Source organism: Delftia sp. CH05 (genome assembly GCF_009827015.1).
Taxonomy (GTDB): domain Bacteria; phylum Pseudomonadota; class Gammaproteobacteria; order Burkholderiales; family Burkholderiaceae_C; genus Comamonas; species Comamonas tsuruhatensis.
Map to the genome: position 1 here is coordinate 1 of NZ_WUMG01000006.1, position 16,580 is coordinate 16,580.

The 16,580-nt window shown below is 65.9% G+C and carries 15 protein-coding genes; all 15 read right to left on the bottom strand.

What is annotated here, in order from left to right:
• Positions 1-1,878, bottom strand: a 1,878-nt coding sequence (locus tag GRX31_RS07370; protein ID WP_160852050.1) for an RHS repeat domain-containing protein, incomplete at its 3' end; no start/stop codon positions are given.
• On the bottom strand, positions 1,878-2,816 hold the full coding sequence (locus GRX31_RS07375; RefSeq protein WP_160852052.1) for a TadE/TadG family type IV pilus assembly protein: 939 nt from the start codon (positions 2,814-2,816) through the stop codon (positions 1,878-1,880). The genes GRX31_RS07375 and GRX31_RS07370, both read right to left, overlap by 1 nt.
• Before the next feature lie 59 nt (positions 2,817-2,875).
• Complete coding sequence (locus GRX31_RS07380) at positions 2,876-4,039, bottom strand: hypothetical protein (protein ID WP_046988800.1); 1,164 nt, start codon at positions 4,037-4,039, stop codon at positions 2,876-2,878.
• 157 nt (positions 4,040-4,196) lie between these two features.
• Positions 4,197-4,583 carry a DUF192 domain-containing protein gene (locus GRX31_RS07385; protein ID WP_016451156.1) on the bottom strand — a complete coding sequence of 129 codons (387 nt, stop codon included), beginning with the start codon at positions 4,581-4,583 and terminating at the stop codon, positions 4,197-4,199.
• On the bottom strand, positions 4,583-5,515 hold the full coding sequence (locus GRX31_RS07390) for a type II secretion system F family protein (RefSeq protein WP_046988795.1): 933 nt from the start codon (positions 5,513-5,515) through the stop codon (positions 4,583-4,585). Before GRX31_RS07390 ends, GRX31_RS07385 begins: the two co-directional genes overlap by 1 nt.
• Before the next feature lie 10 nt (positions 5,516-5,525).
• Positions 5,526-6,395, bottom strand: a complete 870-nt coding sequence (locus tag GRX31_RS07395; RefSeq protein ID WP_016451158.1) for a type II secretion system F family protein — start codon at positions 6,393-6,395, stop codon at positions 5,526-5,528.
• Entirely contained in the window at positions 6,392-8,149 is a 1,758-nt protein-coding gene (locus GRX31_RS07400; protein ID WP_046988796.1) for an ATPase, T2SS/T4P/T4SS family, read from the bottom strand. The genes GRX31_RS07395 and GRX31_RS07400 overlap by 4 nt, the downstream gene beginning before the upstream one ends.
• Entirely contained in the window at positions 8,146-10,374 is a 2,229-nt protein-coding gene (locus tag GRX31_RS07405) for a pilus assembly protein N-terminal domain-containing protein (protein ID WP_237426626.1), read from the bottom strand. The genes GRX31_RS07400 and GRX31_RS07405 overlap by 4 nt, the downstream gene beginning before the upstream one ends.
• Before the next feature lie 51 nt (positions 10,375-10,425).
• Positions 10,426-11,442 carry a Flp pilus assembly protein CpaB gene (gene cpaB / locus GRX31_RS07410; RefSeq protein ID WP_160852054.1) on the bottom strand — a complete coding sequence of 339 codons (1,017 nt, stop codon included), beginning with the start codon at positions 11,440-11,442 and terminating at the stop codon, positions 10,426-10,428.
• Between the two features lie 10 nt (positions 11,443-11,452).
• On the bottom strand, positions 11,453-11,632 hold the full coding sequence (locus GRX31_RS07415; protein WP_016447814.1) for a hypothetical protein: 180 nt from the start codon (positions 11,630-11,632) through the stop codon (positions 11,453-11,455).
• Positions 11,629-12,360 carry a hypothetical protein gene (locus tag GRX31_RS07420; protein ID WP_237426627.1) on the bottom strand — a complete coding sequence of 244 codons (732 nt, stop codon included), beginning with the start codon at positions 12,358-12,360 and terminating at the stop codon, positions 11,629-11,631. The genes GRX31_RS07415 and GRX31_RS07420 overlap by 4 nt, the downstream gene beginning before the upstream one ends.
• 14 nt (positions 12,361-12,374) lie before the next feature.
• Positions 12,375-13,187 carry a TadE/TadG family type IV pilus assembly protein gene (locus tag GRX31_RS07425; RefSeq protein ID WP_017406513.1) on the bottom strand — a complete coding sequence of 271 codons (813 nt, stop codon included), beginning with the start codon at positions 13,185-13,187 and terminating at the stop codon, positions 12,375-12,377.
• Complete coding sequence (locus GRX31_RS07430; RefSeq protein WP_160852057.1) at positions 13,184-14,671, bottom strand: pilus assembly protein TadG-related protein; 1,488 nt, start codon at positions 14,669-14,671, stop codon at positions 13,184-13,186. The genes GRX31_RS07425 and GRX31_RS07430 overlap by 4 nt, the downstream gene beginning before the upstream one ends.
• A gap of 12 nt (positions 14,672-14,683) precedes the next feature.
• Entirely contained in the window at positions 14,684-14,950 is a 267-nt protein-coding gene (locus tag GRX31_RS07435; protein ID WP_034363829.1) for a Flp family type IVb pilin, read from the bottom strand.
• Positions 14,951-15,700: 750 nt separating this feature from the next.
• Positions 15,701-16,549, bottom strand: coding sequence for an NADPH-dependent 7-cyano-7-deazaguanine reductase QueF (gene queF, locus GRX31_RS07445; RefSeq protein WP_016451166.1), 849 nt, complete (start codon positions 16,547-16,549; stop codon positions 15,701-15,703).
• Between the last annotated feature and the right edge of the window lie 31 nt (positions 16,550-16,580).

A 16,580-nucleotide genomic window follows, 5' to 3' on the forward strand; every position in this document is an offset into this window, starting at 1 on the left:
GGTGCCATCGGGCTGCAGCACGCGCGTGACGTGGCTGCCGCTGCGGTCCCAGCGCAGCCGCGTGAGGTCGTTCTGCGCCGGGCTTCCATCGTCATAGCCTGCCAGCGAGGTGGGCAGCGGCCCGTCGATGTCCACCAGCACGCTGCGGCCGTTGATCTCGGTGTAGCGGTAGCGCGTGCTGCGCTCGATGGGCGTGGCGCCGTCCGCATTGCCTGCGGGCTGGCCCTGGGCATCCAATGGGCTGAAGCCCGTCTCGGTGATCTGCAGCGGCTGGCGGCTGCTGTTGTAGCGGATGCGGATCTGGTGTTCGCGCCCGGGCACGACGCTGGGCCGGGCGATGAGTTCGGGCGCGTATTGCTTCCAGGGGTCCTTGCCGTAGCCGTAGCGCACCTGCAGCTGCGGGGCCCGGGCTTGGCCTTGTGTGTAGGCGATGCGGTATACGGCCAGCGGGCGGCCGAAGGGGTCCAGCTCGGTGCGCGTGCCTTCCAGCGGGCGGCCTGCGGGATCGAGCCGCGTGGCGTCGGTCAGGCGCCCTTGCGCGTCGTACCGGTAGCGCATGTCGCCGGGGCCGCAGCTGGCGCAGCCCGGGCCGCGCACTTCAAGCAATCGCCATTGCCCGCCGATGGTGTCGTAGTGGTAGGTGGTTGTTTGCCCAAGGCTGTTGGTGAGGGTGTTCTTCCAGGGCTGGCTGAGGTCCAGGGTGACTTTTTCCTGCTGGCTGTCCGGCGGGCCGCGCACGCTCAAGATGGCGCGGCCGGTGTCGCCGTAGGCGTAGCTGGCGATGCGCACGTCCATGGGCTTGCCGTCGCTGCCCTGGCCCTGGACGCTGATGCCGGTGAGCAAGGTGGGGTGGCGTGGGTCTTCATAGTGGTAGTGGCGCTGGACCGGGGCTTGGCCATCGGCCGATGGGAGGCTGACCTGCACGAGGCTGGCGTTCAGCTTGGCCTGGGGCTGGGTGCTGCCGGGCAACGGTGCGCTGCCGTGGCGGTAGCCGATGCGGCCCAGCGGGGTGTCGATGGCCTGCACGCCGGTGAAGCTGCCCTCGCCCGAAGATTGGGCGTAGTGCAGGCGCAGGCTGCGGCCCTGCGGGTCGGTGACCTTGAGCAGGCGGTTGCCCTTGGCGTTGTAGTCCAGGCGGACCTGTTCGCCCGAGGGCAGGCTGATGCGGGTCAGGCGCCCCCGGTGGTTGAAGCGCARCTCGCGMCCGTCCATCCAYTGCCAGGTGTAGTGCCGTTCCTGGCCGGGCTTGGTTTCCTTGGTGCCCTTTGTATCCGGGCCTTCGATGCGCACGATGCCGTTGCCCGGCTGCTCGCTGGCGCACAGGCTGGGATGCTCGCGCAGCTTGCTGAAGATGATGCGGGTGCCGTCGGCCTGCACGATCTGCAGGTTGGTGGGGTGGTCGTACAGGCGGGCCTCGTAGCTGAGCAGCCAGCCGCGGCCGAGCAGGCCTGGCGGCACGTAGGCCCGGCTGTAGCTGCTGTTGTAGTGGCGCACGACTTCCAGGCCGAGCACGCCTGGCAAGGCGGGCATGTCCACTTCGCGCTGGTATTTGTTGCCGTTGATGAGGTGGATGGGGTTGCCTGCRCCCTGGTKGGTGCTGCTGGAGTTGCCCTGGGTGGCGGGGCCGGCGCCGCCGCAGGGGCTGCCGCCGGGCGTGGGGGTGCAGGTGCCGCCGCCCGAGCCGCCACCGCCACCGCCGAGGTCGATGCCGCCGCCCGTGCCGGGGGCGCAGCTTTGCACGGTGGGGTCGCATTTGCCGGAGCCGCCGCCCAGGTTGGGGGCGGCAGTCGCCAGGGTGGGCGTGGCCTGGGCCAGCAGTGCGGCGAGGCACAGCAGGGCGCTGTGCAGCAACTGAATGAGGTACGTCCTAGTGAGCATCATGCTTTCCCCTCGCAACTGGGGCATTCGGCCCCTTTGCAGTCCTTGTCGTTTCCATCGCCATCGCCTTCATTGCCTCCATCTCCATCTCCGCCACCGCCACCGTCACCGTCACCGTCACCGTCTTCTTCACCCTCATCGCCCGGCACCGGCGGCCCGACCGTGGTGCAGCCCACGGTTTCGCAATCGGGCGGTTCACCGGGTTCCGATGTATCGGGCTGGCCTGGGTCCTGCGGATTGCCCTTGTTGCCTTTGTCGGGGATGGATACCGTGGCATCGCTTTGCATGGCGTCGCTTTGCATGTGCAAGGTGGCTTGCGCGACGATGGGCAGTCGACCGTGCCGTATGAGTTCGGTGTGGAAGGGGTCGCTGCCGTCGTCCAGCCAGCGCAGGTAGTGTTGGTAGATGCCGCGCACCAGCGGGATCTTGAGTTCGTAGCCGTGGGTGACGCGGATCTTGAGCAGGTTGGCGTCCTGAACGCTCTGGCCCGACTTGCTGCCTATGTCTTTTTTGTCTCGGTGCGCCAGGCCGGCGTTTGGAATGGCTCGCACGCCGTATTTCTGCTTCAGGTGGGGAGCGCTCCAGTCGTCGAAGCTCTCGCGCGTGGGGTTGATGAGGTCTATGCGCAGGTGGCCTTCAAGGTCGGCCTTGGCCTTTGTCTTGGCATCCGCCAGTTCGTCACTGTTGCTGCCACCGCCATACAGCGGAACCATGGCGCGCAGATAGGCGTCACGGATATCGTCCATGCGCGCATGGGCCATGGTGCCCGCGCGGGCGGCCATGAAGCTGGCGTGATTGATCTGGTTCTTGTTGAAGAAAACCAGGCCGTACTGCAGCAGGGCCAGCCCCAGCAGGGTGATGATGGGGCCGACCACGGTGAACTCGACCATGGCGCTGCCGCGCTGGCGCGGCCTGCGGAATGAGGTGCTCTGGCGCATGAGGATGCCTGCAGGTTTGCGGCCGGCGGACGGGCTTGTATCCACCCGCTGGCCATGCTTCAGGGCCTGTTTGGGTGTGGCAGGGGGATGTGGATGGGCACGTCCGGTCCGGCCTTGTCCTTGCGCATCAGCATCAATTGCATGGTGCCCTGGGGGCCGGCGCCGAGGATGTGGATGATCTCGGCCTGCTTGCCGGTGATTTCGCCTTCGAGGCCATCGAGGGTGTAGTCCTGCCGGGTGAGGGGTGTGTCGGGCCGTGGAGCATCTGCGCGGACGTCGCTCGCAGGGCCTTCCAGCACGACGTTGATGCGTTGGCTGCGCGAGTCAGGGATCAACTGCGAGTTCACAAACGTCAGCTCTGGCACTTCCATCACTGTGCGCCTCTGGCTTTTGGGGTCTGTGTAGTCGATCTTTACGCCAGTGAGCTTGCCCGTGGCCGTATTGAATTCCGCCTCGTAGTTGACGCCGGTGTCCAGTATGTCGGTGGTGTACGGGTCCAGCCGTTGTGCCGTGCCGGCCAGCGTGCTGACACTGCCGATATAGGTCACGGTCGGCTCGCTCGGCGCCTGGCTCTGGTCGGTGAGCAGTCTGATGGCGGAAATCCAGTTGGTGTTTTCGCTGCGCATGTTGGGCATGCGGCCGACCATGCTGAGGTTCTGGCCTTCCGAGAAGGTGGTGCCCCAGATGCCTTCCTCGTGCTGGTCCGGTGGTCCTACGAGGAAGATGACGCCTGCATCGTCGCTGATGTTCTTGTAGTGGCTCTGGCCTGCCTCCGGGTAGTGCGTGACCTGCGGGTACTGCCTGCCCTGCACGATGAAGGTGTTGCGCCCTACCTGGAAGTCGCGCCTTGCCATGCCGTAGGAGCTGTAGATGAAACTGCTTTCGATGGCCTGGCCCGGCTGCTGGCTATAGGTGAGTGTGGTGTTGTGGATCACACCCATGCCGCTGAAATCGATCAACGACGTTTGTGCATCGGGATCGGTGATGAGTTTGATCAGGTCAGACTCCTCAATGGCCGATGAGGTGGGTTGCAGACAGTTGCCCGTGCTGCTGAGTTTGGTGCACAGCGGGCCTGAGGGGGCGATGAAGACGCCGGAACTGGCGGTGCCTCCGGGGCCTGGGTCTCCCGCGCCGCCTTCGTTGCCGGAGCCGCCACCGCAGGCGGTCAGGGCCAGGCCAGCGGCGCAGGCCAGTAGCCAGGATGAAGGGTGTGTCAGCCGCATGTGCGTGGCACCGTGGTCTGTGGGAGAGGTGATGGATGGATGGTGCATGTCCGTCGGTTTTTCAATGCGTAGTGGAGGAAGGCCGGCAGGGCCGGCTGGCAATTCACTTTGGTGTGTTCTGGGCAATGCGTTGTGTGGGCACCTCCTCGGCGTTGTATTAGGAGTTGGACCCGTCAGGGGTGAAGGCGCAGACGTTCAGCGCAGCCCCGGCACCTTCGATGGGCCAGGGCTGCAACTGCATGCCCGGCACCAGGCCCTGGCAGGCGATGGCACCTGCACGCATCTCCAGCACATGGGCGCTGCCGCGTCCGCCCCGGCTGAAGCGCCAGGGGTCAACGCCAGGGCGCAGGCCGGTGATGCGGCCCTGCCGGTCGAGGTAGACGATGTCGATGGCCTGCCGCATGAAGCAGGTGTGCACGCTGGTGCAGCGCGCGATGAGCAATGCGCAGCGGGCGGCGGGTTGGGCCTGGCCCATGAGGCCGGCAAGGCGCTGCCAGAAGCCGCAGGCCTGGCGCACCAGGAAGGGGGAGGGCGGCATCTGCATCACAGTCCCGAGTTCAGCAGCTTCATCGCTATGGGGAACAGCAAGACGATGAAGGTGCAGGGAAAGATGAAGGCGATCAGCGGAAAGAGCATCTTCACGGGCGCTTCCATCGCGAGTTTTTCCGCGCGCATGAAGCGTTCGGAGCGGCGCTGATCGGCCTGTGCCCGCAGCACGGGGCCGAGGTTCATGCCCATGCTCTCTGCCTGGATCACGGCGGAGGTGAAGTTGGCGACGCTCGGCTCGTTCAGGCGCTCGGCCATGCCGCGCAGTGCTTCGGCACGCGCCTTGCCGGCGCGTATGTCGCGCAGCACGCGCTGGAATTCGTCGCGCACCAGTCCCTGGGGGCCTTTGGCCACGGCCTGGGTCATGGCGCCCTGCATGTTCAGGCCGGCTTCCACGCACAGCGTGATGATGTCTAGGAAGAAGGGCAGCATGCGCAGCAGTTCGCGCCGGCGCACGGCGATGCGATCCCTGAGCCAGATGGCGGGGTAGGCCCAGCCCAGCAGTGCGCCTGCGGCCATGGCCTGCAGATAGATGGGCAGGGCGATGTGGCGTGCACCGCCATCGGCGCCCCGGGGCAGGCCGTCGAAGCTGGAGACCAGCCACCAGGCCGCCAGCGCGGCCACCCCGGCGCCGACGATGCGGCTGGCGATGAACTGCGCAGGACTGAGCGCGTAGTCCAGTCCCGCCTGTCGCAGCCGCAGTTGCACGGCTTGCGCGGTTCTGCCCGTTCCGAGCCGGGGCGACAGGTGGTGGCTGATCCACTGGATGGGCCACCAGACCATGCGCAGGGCCAGTGGCGGCGGATCCTTGTAGCTGCGGTCCTCGGCGGGAACGCTGCTCATCGAGTGGCCCAGGAGCCAGGCCACCAGGGCAGCACTGAGTCCGGCTGCCACAGCGATCAGGGCGAGTATCACGGCGTTGGAGTCCATGGTGCGGCCTTCAGACGTCGATGGCGACGATCTTTCGGATGACATAGATGCCCATGGCCTCGAAGCAGGCGATCACGGCCAGCGCCCCCCAGCCCACGCGGGAGTGCCAGAGCATGGACATGGCTTCAGGCTCCATCCGGTCGAGGATGAGCATGAGGACGAGGGGCAGGGCGCCGACGACCCAGGCCTGCAGTTTTCCCTGGGCGGTGAGGGAGCCGATCTTGGCTTCCATTTGCAGCCGGCTGCGCACGGTGGAGGCCGTGCGTTCCATGGTCTCGGCCAGGCCGCCTCCGGTTTCGCTGGCGATGCGCATGGCCGAGGTGATGAGCACGGTGCTCTGGGTGGGCACGCGCAGGCTCAGGTGATTGAGTGCCTGTTCCAGGGATACGCCCAGGCGCTGCTCGCGCAGCATCAGCGAGAACTCCTGGCTCAGCGGCGGGCGGGACTCGGCCACAAGCTGGGCGATGGCGCTGCTCAGGCCAATGCCGGCGCGCAGGCCGCCGCTGAGCATCATCAGCGCATCGGGCAACTGCTCTTCAAATTTGCGCAGCCGGCGCTTGCGCATGTGCCGGTACAGCAGCCGGGGCAGCAGCCCCAGCGCGAAGAAGGCGGGCACAGCCAGCAGATGGCTGCCGCTGACCAGCCACACCAGGACGCCGCCCAGCGACATGACTGCCAGGTTGGCCAGGAAGAGTTTGCGCGGGTCGATGAAGAGGAAGAATTCCGCGGCCTGAAAGCCGGCGCGCTCCGTGAAGCCGGCCCGGTAGCGCCTGAGCGTGGAGCCTCCCAGGTCCAAGGCCAGCCATGTCAGCAGACCGACGCAGAGGGCGACCACGGCCGTGATCAGGGCCAGGACGGTGTCTGGCGAGAGCCCGCTCATGGCCGCTCTCCGGCATGCAGGTCCGCGCTCTCGGCGCCCGGACGGAAGATGTCCAGGTCCAGCGCATGGCCGCTGGCGCGCAGTTCGTCGTAGAAGTGGGGAACGACGTCGCAGCCGGTGAACAGGCCCTGCACCTTGGCCAGGCCGTTGGCCTGGGCGGCGTAGCCTTTGTTGGCAAAGCGGAACAGCTCCTGCAGCTGGATCTTTCCGCTTTCCATGCCGCTGACTTCGCAGATGTGGGTGACCAGGCGTGTGCCGCAGGCAAAGCGGGTCTGCTGCACGATGATGTCCACGGCGCTGGCGATCTGCTCGCGTATGGCCGCCAAGGGCAGTTCCATGCCGGCCATCAGCACCATGGTCTCCAGCCGGGCGAGCCCGTCGCGCGGGGTGTTGGCGTGCAGCGTGGTCAGAGATCCCTCATGGCCCGTGTTCATGGCCTGGAGCATGTCCAGCGCCTCGGCGCCGCGGCATTCGCCGACCACGATGCGGTCCGGGCGCATGCGCAGGGTGTTGCGCACCAGTTCTCGGATGGGCACGCCGCCCTTGCCTTCGACATTCGCGGGGCGCGACTCCAGGCTGATCAGGTGCTCGTGGGCCAGCTTGAGTTCGGCGGCGTCCTCGACGGTGATCACGCGTTCGCCGGACGGGATGAAGTTGGACAGGATGTTGAGCAGCGTGGTCTTGCCAGACCCCGTGCCGCCCGAGACGATGATGTTCTTGCGGGCCTCCACGCAGATGCGCAAGAAGTCGGCCATGGCCGGGCTGAGCGCGCCGAACTGCACAAGGTCGGCGGCATTGAGCTTGCGCCTGGCGAACTTGCGGATGGTCAGCGTGGAGCCCTTGAGCGCCAGCGGCGCGATGATGGCGTTGACGCGCGAGCCGTCCTTGAGCCGTGCATCGACCATGGGCGAGGATTCGTCGATGCGCCGGCCCAGCGGTGCCACGATGCGCTCGATCACGCCCATGACGGCGCGATCGCTGGTGAAGCTCAGGGCATGCTTTTGCAGGCGCCCCGCGCGCTCGACATAGATTTCGTCGAAGCGGTTGACCATGATTTCGCTGACCGTTTCGTCGGCCAGCAATTCCTCCAGCGGCCCCAGCCCCACGGCCTCGTCCAGAACCTGCCTGCGCAGCGCGTTGCGGTCCAGCTGGGCCGGTATCTCGTCGTCCATGTCCTGCAGCGTTCTGGCGATGAGCCGGTCCGCCTCGGCGCGCAGGTGTTCGTCGGACATGCTGGAGACGTCATGGCGGCGCAGGTCCATGGTGTCGATGAGCTTGGTGTGCAGGCGCTTGCGCCATTCGAATTGCAGCGCCTGAAAGTGGGCTTCCCCGGGCTCGGCTGCCGCAGGCTCGGGCGCGTCGGCAGGCACTGCCAGCGCCGTGTCCTGTGTGCTCTGCATGGGCGCTGTGGTGGCGGCATGCGCTGCGGCCGGTACAGGAAAAGGCGCGGCTTGCGGCTCTTCACCGCTGTTCAGGATGCGCAACTGGAACGGGCCAATGCCGATGAGGTCGCCGTTTTGCAGCGGGCCGTATTGGGCGGTGATGCGCTGACCGTTGACCAGCACGCCGCCGAAGCTGCCTGCGTCGTCGATCAGCACGCCCGAGGGGCTGGTGAAAAGGCGTGCATGCTCCTTGGCAAGGCGCCAGTTGTCCAGGCGGACTTCGCACTGGGAGCCTTTGCCGATGGAGCACATATCGGGCACGCTCAACGGCTGGTGCCGGCCGTCGGGGTGGATGATTTCAAGGTCGATCATGGGGGGCTGCCGGTTGCGGAGGTCAGGGGAGAAAGCCACTGGGTCTCGGCCCAGCCCAGCCGGTCATTGATGCGCACGGCCGAGAACTGGGCCTGCGGGGCCTGGGGCAGCACCTGCACAAGGCTGCCCACGGGCAGGTTCTGGAGGACGGGGGCGTTGATGTCGGGGGACACGCGAAGGGCAAGCCGATCAAGGCCCACACGGTAGGTGCCTGGTGCGGAGTGGCCCGTGGTGGCGCCGGATTCATGGGGCGTGAGAGCCCGGCCTTGCCGCGCCTGGCGCGCATGGGGTCCGTCGGGTGCGGGCTTCATGCCGGGGACGTGCGCGACGGGCTGCAGGCTTTCATCGCGCACCCAGCCCGTCAGGGCTGCGACCGCCACCGCGCGCCAGCCGGAGTGCGGGTTGTGGGCGGCAGATGAACCGGGTGCGGCACGCACGAAACTGCCTTGGCCCAGTTGCAGCAGGGTGTCGCTTTGCGCCCGAGGTTCGGCATGCAAGGCCAGCCCGTCATGCACCACGCGCCAGTGGTTGACCAGCGGCTGGTCCGCTGCTGCCGCGGAGGCCAGCGGGTTGCCGGTGTGCGGCAGGGCGGGCCAGTGTTCGGGCAGGGTCGCGGTGGCCGGTGCGGGCAGGGGCCGCACTGGCGCGGGGAGTTCCTGCACAGGCGCCGCGATGCTGGCGCTTGCGCTGGCCACAGGCAGGGGCGCCAGCCGGGGAGGATGCTCGGGCGCAGGGCCGGGTTCGGTCAGGTAGGGCTGGGGACCGTAGCGCTGGCCCAGGCGCGCACCGGCGTCTTCCACGCGCTGCAGCAGGCCCGGCGATCGGCTGTTGATCACCGTGGGCGTGACGAAGACCACCAATTCGGTCTCTTCGTTCTGGAATCGCTGGGACCGGAACAGAGCACCCAGCACGGGCAGGTCTCCCAGGAAGGGAACCTTGTCGACGTTGTCGCCACCTTTGCGCGACAGCAAGCCGGCCAGCACCATGGTCTCGCCGTCCTGGACGTTGAATTCGGTGAAGGTGCGCCGAGTGCTCAACCCGGGCCCCGAGGGCGTGGAGAACGATGGGTCGATGTTGCTGACCTCGCTGTCGATCTCGGCCCTGATGACGCCGTTGCGGTCCACGCGCGGCGTGATGCGCAGCTTGACGCCGTAGGGCTTGAACATGACCACGGGGCCGTAGATCGTGGCCACGGAGTACGGATATTCGCCACCGGCCAGGAACTCGGCCTTGGAGCCGTTGCGAGCCGACAGCTGGGGCTGGGCAAGAATGCTGGCCTTTCCGTCGCGGGCCAGCAGGTCCAGCTTTGCGGTCAGGCCCATGTTGACGGCGGTGAGGATGTTCAGGCCTTGGGGCAGCGGGCCTTTGTCACCGCTGTCCGGGGTGATTGGCGGGTTCTGGACGCCGATGACCAGACCGGGCTGATGGCCGCGCCGCGCCGGCGCCCAGATGCCTCCCACGCTGGCCCCGCCCTGGGCGGTCCAGCGCAAGCCGAATTCGCGCAGCTCATTGACCGGGAATTCGACCACCTTCACGTCCATGAGCACCATCTGCTCCCAGCCGATCTGGTTGGTGAAGTTGATGATCTGCGGGTAGTGCTTTCTGAGGTCTTCGATCTTCTTGAGATCGACATCGCTGAGATGGTCCCCTTCGACCACGACCTTGTCACCGATGATGGAGGCCCGCGCGTTGGGGATGGTGCTGAGAAAGGCTGCGATCTCGCGCGCATGGCGGCTTGTGTCGCCGCGCACCACATGGATCTTGACGCGCTGATATCGGCCGTCGGCGTTCCACACGAACAGCGAGGAGGTGCCGATCTCGTTGGCGAAGATGATGACCTCGCGCTCGTCCAGCGCGGCGGCCGTCAGCACCCGGCCATTGCCCACGGCAATGCGCGCCACGCCGGGGCTGGGGAAGACGCGCGATTCGCCCACGAACATCTCGATTTCCGGCACCTGAGCCTGGTCGTCCGGTTTCTGTATGGGGCGGTACGGCTGGCCCGCCGCTGCCTCGCGGCTGGGCACGCCCTGCAGCATGGGCGCGAATCCACCCGGCATGCCTAGGGACTGCGCAGAGCTTGTTGCATCCTCTGGTATCTGGGCTGTTGCCGGGCCGGCCAGGCTCCAGCCCAGGGTCAGCACGAAGCCGCAGCGCAAGGCCTGCAGAAAGGGCGTTGGACTGGAGCGGGCGGACAGGGATGCAGTGTGGGCTGAACGGATGGACATTGGGATCAGGCGCATGGAGCGATGAAAAAGGCAGGAGCGGGTGAGACGCCTTCAGCGAGGCAACGCGCTTGGCTGGATCGGGAAGGACGCAGGGAAAAGAGGAGCCTGGCCTGGTTGCAGTGCGGCTTGCGGGGCTGGCTGCACAGGCGTGGGGGCTGCGGCTGCCTCGGGCGGGCCTTCGCCGGCATCGTGGGCCTTGTCCTGGCGCAGCAGCAGGTCTTCGGGCTTGAAGTCCATGCGGCGTCCGCCATAGAGCACGGGAACGGCTCGGCTCGGTGATTGCGCTGCGCCCGCTGTCTGAATCAGGGACTGCACGTCGCCTGCCAGGCCCAGCAGGGCGGCCATGGCAGCGCTGTCTTCTTCGACAACCTCCGAGTCCTTGGGATTGCGCAGCAAGGCGGTGATCTTTCCCGCCTCTCGCGCGATGATCACGCTCCGGGCCTGCGCCTTGGAGGTGTCCAGCGTGACCGTGGAGTACTGGCGCCGCTCACCGCTTCTGGGGTCATCCACGGACCGCTGGCCGGTGGCCATGACCTGGACGTTCTGCAGCAGTGGAAAGGTGGTCTTGCGGCCTTTCTGATCCAGGGTGAGCATCAGGTCGATGGCATCCCCCGGCTCCAGCAGGCCCGAGATGGAGTTGATCTCGTCCACATGCACGGTGATGGCGCGCCGCCCTACCTCGATGCGGGCCGAGAAGGTCGGCACCTTGTCGCCTTCGAGCAGGTTCCACAGCAGGATGTCGCCGTGCTGCATGCCATGCTCCAGCGCGCGGCCTGCAATGCGGGAAAAATCCTCGGGGCCGATGGCCAGCGAGTGCGCGTAGTCGTGGGGAACGTCGCGCACGGCAATGGTCTCCTTGGATATGGGCTCGCCTTTGCTGAGATTGCGCTTGGCAACGATCAGCGGCCGGGTTTTGCTTTTTCCGCGCGCTTCTATGGCCTCCATCTGGCGATGCAGGTAACTGCGTGCAATGACGGCTGCGCCCAGGCCGATGGCCAGGGCCATGGCAAGAGCGACCCAGGTTTTGTTGGGACGCAGGGCGGTGATTCGGGCGAGTGCGGAGTTCATGGCTGACGGGTCAAATGGGCAGGGAGAGGGCGAAGCTGAACTTCTGGTAGGCAGCCTGCAGGGCGAGCAGCAACTGGTGCAGCACGCTGTTGCTGTCCACCATGCCGACGCCCAGCGCGAAGGCCAGGGCCGCGCAGACCACGGCGTACTCCACCGAGGACTGGCCGCGCAGGCGATGGGCAAGCTTCATGGCGCGGTCTCCACCGCCACGCTGGTGACGAGAACGATGCTGGTGAGGCCCAGCGCATTGCGGGAAATGACGGCCGTCGCCTCTTTGCCCGGGCCGCGCATCAGCACCGTGATGGCGCCGGTCTCAGAGCCGAACGCGTGGGCCTTGGTGTCTGTGGCGGCGTCGAAGCGGCGTTCCAGCGCATAGCCCTGCTCCTGCAGCGCCGCAGTGAGGCGTTGCGCATTGAGCGCCTCGCCGTGCCTGTTCGTGGCAACGAGATGGGTGGACAGCTGGCCACCGTCCTGGGTGTTCAGCAGGCTGGCGATCTCGGTTCCCGCTGGCAGCAGGCGTCGCCATCGGGCTCTTTCCCCCTGGCTGCGGGCCTTGCCGCTCAAGGCTGCGCGCAGGTGGGTGACAGCGACAAGGCCACGCGTGCCGCCGTCGGGGGCGGGTTCCAGTCGGATGGTGAGGTAGTGCTCGCCCTGGGCGCGGCCCAGAATGCGCTGGCCATCGCGCTGGTCGTCCATCAGGGGCTGGCCCAGGGTGCGCACAAACCAGTCGCCGGTCTGCCTGGGTGTGCTGCGGGTGGCGAAGCCGGTCAGCCGCATGGGCAGGCCGTCCAGGTCCATCTGCTGGCCGATGTGGTAGCTCCTGGCATGTTCGGGCAGCGGGATCTCGGGCCAGTTGGCCTGCGCAAAGGCATGGGTGAGCCCTGGCGTCAGCAGGCTCAGGCAGATGGAACGGAGCATGCGAGCCGTTGTCATCATTCGGCCCTGAGCCTGTCTGCCGGAACAATGTCCTGCCACTTGTCCAGGCGTCCGAACTTGGGGGCCGGCACCTCCATCAACTCGAAGACCGGTATGGCCACATCCAGCAGCGTCTCCACCGGGGAGAACAGGCTGTTGAGCGGCGCCAGCCGGCCGAACCGGTCCATGGTCTGCTCCACGGAGCGCGAGGCCCAAGGCTCGATGAGCACGCTGGTGTGGCGTGTGACGCGCAGGTCCAGTTGGTCGAAGGGGGTGTAGCTTTGGATGCCTGCGGGCAGGTTGGCCAGTGGCACGGAGATGTTGGCGCGGTAGATGCCTGGGGCGTTCAACCCGATGCGTCCGTGGTTCGCCAGAGGCACTATGCTGAAGGGTACGCCGTCTGGGCTGGCCGTGAAGGCATCTCTGTGCGCTGTGGACTGGCTTGCTCCAAAGCTGACCGAAATGTCTGAAAAGCGCGGGATCAGCGGATTGCCTGCGGGGTCCGTCCACAGCGGATTGCGGTGTGCGTCGAAGTCGCCTGCCGTATCGTCCGTCTTGATGGGGGCGTCGGGTCGGCTGAAGTAGCGCCTGCGCACTTCGGCTGCCAGTTGGGCAGGCGGCTTGTAGCTGCCCGCCTCGTCGTTGTGTACCGTGGCATCGAAGGCTGCATAGCGGCTGGCCATCTGGGTGGCATGGGCAATGTCTTGGTACTTGCCGATCATGGGCATCAGCAGGAACAGGCCCAGCAGGGGCGCCGCCATGGCCAGGAATTCGACCAGGGCCTGGCCTGCCTGCCGCCTTGGGTAGCGGGCGCGGTTCAGGAGGTTCATGGGATCAGCCCTCGCTGGCGCATCTGCTGGCCAAGTACATCGGGTTGGGAGTGGATCAGGCGCACCTGCCAATACGGGTTGAACAGGCTGGGCAGCTCCAGGGGGAGACCCTGGCTTGCGCCATAGCGGTTCTGACGCTGTGCCAGAGGGCGCTCGAAGAACACTTCGGACGTGGCAACGGCCACCATTTCGCCTTTGGCGACCTGGCTCTGATAGGCGTTGATGCGGCTGTCCGGCGTGCCGCTTATTTCGCTGGCGCCATCGGAGGTGCGCAATTCGCTGCGCGCCCGCGACAGGCGCACGCTGAACCGCAACGTGAGGTCGTCCTTGTCCGGTTGCAGCTGGCTCAGGTCGTAGTAGCTGGGCAGGCCGGTGTAGTGGGTCCAGTGCGCGGAGGAGGCTCTGGCAGAGGCCCTTCTGTTGTTGCGGGAGCCTCCGAGCCAGGCGGACGAGTCATTCTGGTCCAGGTCGTCGGGGTGGGCCTGCTGTTCGCCCCAGGCAATGGGCTCCTCCCTGAGCCGGCAGCGTGGGATGAGTCCACCCCTTCGCTGGGCACGCCAGAAGGACTCGGTGTCTTCGGCGATCCACTCGTCGTAGTTGACCAGTTCGGTGCCGCCGCGTCGGCGCACCTCGCTTTTGCGCTCTCTCGCAATGCAGATCTCGTCTGGGCCGGGCACTTCTGCCTCGGCCGTCCAGACGCGTTCCTTGGTGAATCTGTCGCTATGGGCCGCATACACGGCCAGCTCTGCCATGCGGCCCCGGTCCTTGCCACTGTAGCTTTGGGTAAAGCCACCCAGGTCGTCAGTCAGCGCCACGGCGGTGCCAGGGCCCAGGGGCTGCACCTTCACGCTGCCGTCGCCCGCGTAGTTGGCCTGGGCCACGGCCTGCATAACGCTGCGGCGAATGCTCTGCAGGTAAAGCGGGCGATGCAGCAGGTTATGGGCCTGCTGTATGGCCAGCTTGTTGACCTCCACCGCAGAGACTGTGGCGGAGGCCAGCGGCGGCACGGTCTTGGCTATCCGCTGGATGTACTCGCCTGCATACTGAACGGTGCCGTAGCACATGAGCGCATACACCGGGCCGTATTTGAACGCTGCCCCAATGGCTGCGCCGTATCCATAGGGGTCGTTGCATTCGGGGAACTGCGTGGGCAGGTTCTCCGCATGGGTCTGGGCGTATTGCGCCCACGAGGACAGGCTCACCATCTGCGCCACCAGCACCTCGTTGGCGATCAGGGCGCGATTGCCGTAGGCCGTGAAATTCAGCGCCCGCGCGTGCATCACGCCGGCGCTGTAGGCCACGGCATCGGCCGTGCTGACGAGCTTGGTTTTTTCCTGCGAGAGCTGGCCGGTGTTGAACAGAAAGAACAGCGAGGCCAGTGCGCCGATCAGGACAAAGATGCCGTAGATCAGTGCCTGCCCGCGTTGCCCGTCCCGCCTCCGTATCCGTATCCGACCGCCGCGCAGGGTGGTGATGGTGCACATGGGCAGGCCCGCTTACTTGTTCTCGTAGGCGTCGAGGCCTTTTTCCTTGCGCTCTATATCGGCATTGCCGGCGGCGGCTTTTGCGTCCTTGATGGCCTCCTTGGCGGACTTGCCCGCGACTTCGTTGGCGATGCCCGATGTCTGGGCGCGGATGGTTTGGCCAAAGTATTGGTAGACGGCAATGGCGGCCACACCAATCAGGGCCACGATGATGATGTACTCGGTCATGCCTTGGCCGCGTTGCTTGCGAGATTGCAGTGATGTATTGAAGGTGGTCATGCAAAAGCTCCTGTGCTGGTGGAAGAAATCTGTAGGGACGTGAGCAGGCAGACGCAGGGCCGCAGCCGTGCATCGCAGAAAACGGGAAAAAGGGAAAACGCAATTCATGAATAAGCGGGCACCAGGGCGGTGGCTGGCGGTTCTTCCGAATTGCGCATGTGCAGGGAATCAGCCGTGCCCAGGCACAGGGCCTTGGCGTCAGCGCACTGCGTCAAGGCGCTGAATGAAAGCGATGCATGGATGGTCTCTCCCTCAAGGTTGGCGGTGGACTGCCGCTTTGGCGCTGCGCGCCAGGACAGTTCTGCGTGGGGCATTGGCAGGAAAAAGGCACCTGCCTATGCCTGACTTTCCGGCGGCGATTCATTGCTGCCTGAAGTCATTTCTTGTGCCGCCAAGCCTATGAACTTTTTTCTCGCTTGTCTCTAAGACAACTCCTGACGATGTTTCTGAATGCATCGACGGAGATTTTTGCTGTCATTTCAATAGCAAGCTATTTAGTGAATTCCGTGTTTTCGACGATCCATCCGTGGCAGATAAATCGAGGCGAAATAGGCTCAAATTGGGTGATCTGAAAAGTCAATCTGAATCGATGCAGGACGATTCCTATTTTTCAGAATTCAGGTGCGGGCCGCCGACAGGAGCCTGGGCGCGGGGCTCGATGGGCAGGAGTGCGGGCATGCCGCTGCGGCGTCGGCATGCCGGTGAAAAGCTTGAAATGACGGCCGGCCTGAGGATGGCCGGCCGCCTCTTTTACTGCCGTGCAGAGCGCACGTTGGCCGGCAGCGCGCCAGGATGGCTGGTGCGGAATGGGTTGATGTCCAGGCCGCCACGGCGCGTGTAGCGTGCGTACACCGAGAGCTTGATGGGGCGGCAGCGAGTCCAGATGTCCATGAAGATGCGTTCCACGCATTGCTCATGGAATTCGTTGTGGTTGCGGAAGCTCACCAGGTATTGCAGCAGGCCTTCCTGGTCGATCTGCGCGCCGCTGTAGCGGATCTGCACGCTGCCCCAGTCGGGCTGGCCTGTGACCAGGCAGTTGCTCTTGAGCAGGTGGCTGACGAGGGTCTCGGTGACGGGCGCTTCCTCGTGGTTGGCGTGCAGCAGCTCTGGGGCGGGCTGGTACTGCGTGCATTCCACGTCCAGGCGGTCCAGCAGCAGGCCGTCCAGTTCCTGCACCATTTCCTGGTCGAAGCGGTCCAGGCCGATGATCTTCACGCCGATGCTGCCCTTTTGCTCGCTGCCTCGCCATAGTGCTTCGGCCAGGTCGGTGCGAAGGCGTGCCTGGACTTCGGCAGCGTCGGCCAGGCGGGTATTGTTGAAGCTGTTGAGGTAGAGCTTGAACGACTTGCTTTCGATGAGATTGGGGGTCTCGCAGGGAATCGTGAAATGCACGAGCGCCACCTGCGGCTTGCCGCGCAGGTTGAGCCAGGACAGTTCGAACGCCGTCCACAGGTCGGCGCCGAAGAAGGGCATCTGGCTGCCCTGAATGCCGATTTCCTCGCGCTTGGGCGCGCGGGGCAGGGGGAACAGCAGCGAGGGGGCGTACTGGTCGACGTAGGCAGAGCTTTTGCCCAGCTGGGATTGTTCGGGAGTGTTCATGGAAAAAGGGCCGGCCGTGCCGGCGCTGGTC

Excerpts from the sequence above, each read along its gene's own strand:
- cpaB (WP_160852054.1), bottom strand. The coding sequence starts at position 11,442 with ATGAACTCCGCACTCGCCCGAATCACCGCCCTGCGTCCCAACAAAACC.
- GRX31_RS07405 (WP_237426626.1), bottom strand. The coding sequence starts at position 10,374 with ATGTCCATCCGTTCAGCCCACACTGCATCCCTGTCCGCCCGCTCCAGT.
- GRX31_RS07425 (WP_017406513.1), bottom strand. The coding sequence starts at position 13,187 with ATGAACCTCCTGAACCGCGCCCGCTACCCAAGGCGGCAGGCAGGCCAG.
- GRX31_RS07390 (WP_046988795.1), bottom strand. The coding sequence starts at position 5,515 with ATGGACTCCAACGCCGTGATACTCGCCCTGATCGCTGTGGCAGCCGGA.
- GRX31_RS07435 (WP_034363829.1), bottom strand. The coding sequence starts at position 14,950 with ATGACCACCTTCAATACATCACTGCAATCTCGCAAGCAACGCGGCCAA.
- queF (WP_016451166.1), bottom strand. The coding sequence starts at position 16,549 with ATGAACACTCCCGAACAATCCCAGCTGGGCAAAAGCTCTGCCTACGTC.
- GRX31_RS07430 (WP_160852057.1), bottom strand. The coding sequence starts at position 14,671 with ATGTGCACCATCACCACCCTGCGCGGCGGTCGGATACGGATACGGAGG.
- GRX31_RS07385 (WP_016451156.1), bottom strand. The coding sequence starts at position 4,583 with ATGCAGATGCCGCCCTCCCCCTTCCTGGTGCGCCAGGCCTGCGGCTTC.
- GRX31_RS07375 (WP_160852052.1), bottom strand. The coding sequence starts at position 2,816 with ATGCGCCAGAGCACCTCATTCCGCAGGCCGCGCCAGCGCGGCAGCGCC.
- GRX31_RS07420 (WP_237426627.1), bottom strand. The coding sequence starts at position 12,360 with ATGCTCCGTTCCATCTGCCTGAGCCTGCTGACGCCAGGGCTCACCCAT.
- GRX31_RS07400 (WP_046988796.1), bottom strand. The coding sequence starts at position 8,149 with ATGATCGACCTTGAAATCATCCACCCCGACGGCCGGCACCAGCCGTTG.
- GRX31_RS07415 (WP_016447814.1), bottom strand. The coding sequence starts at position 11,632 with ATGAAGCTTGCCCATCGCCTGCGCGGCCAGTCCTCGGTGGAGTACGCC.
- GRX31_RS07395 (WP_016451158.1), bottom strand. The coding sequence starts at position 6,395 with ATGAGCGGGCTCTCGCCAGACACCGTCCTGGCCCTGATCACGGCCGTG.
- GRX31_RS07380 (WP_046988800.1), bottom strand. The coding sequence starts at position 4,039 with ATGCGGCTGACACACCCTTCATCCTGGCTACTGGCCTGCGCCGCTGGC.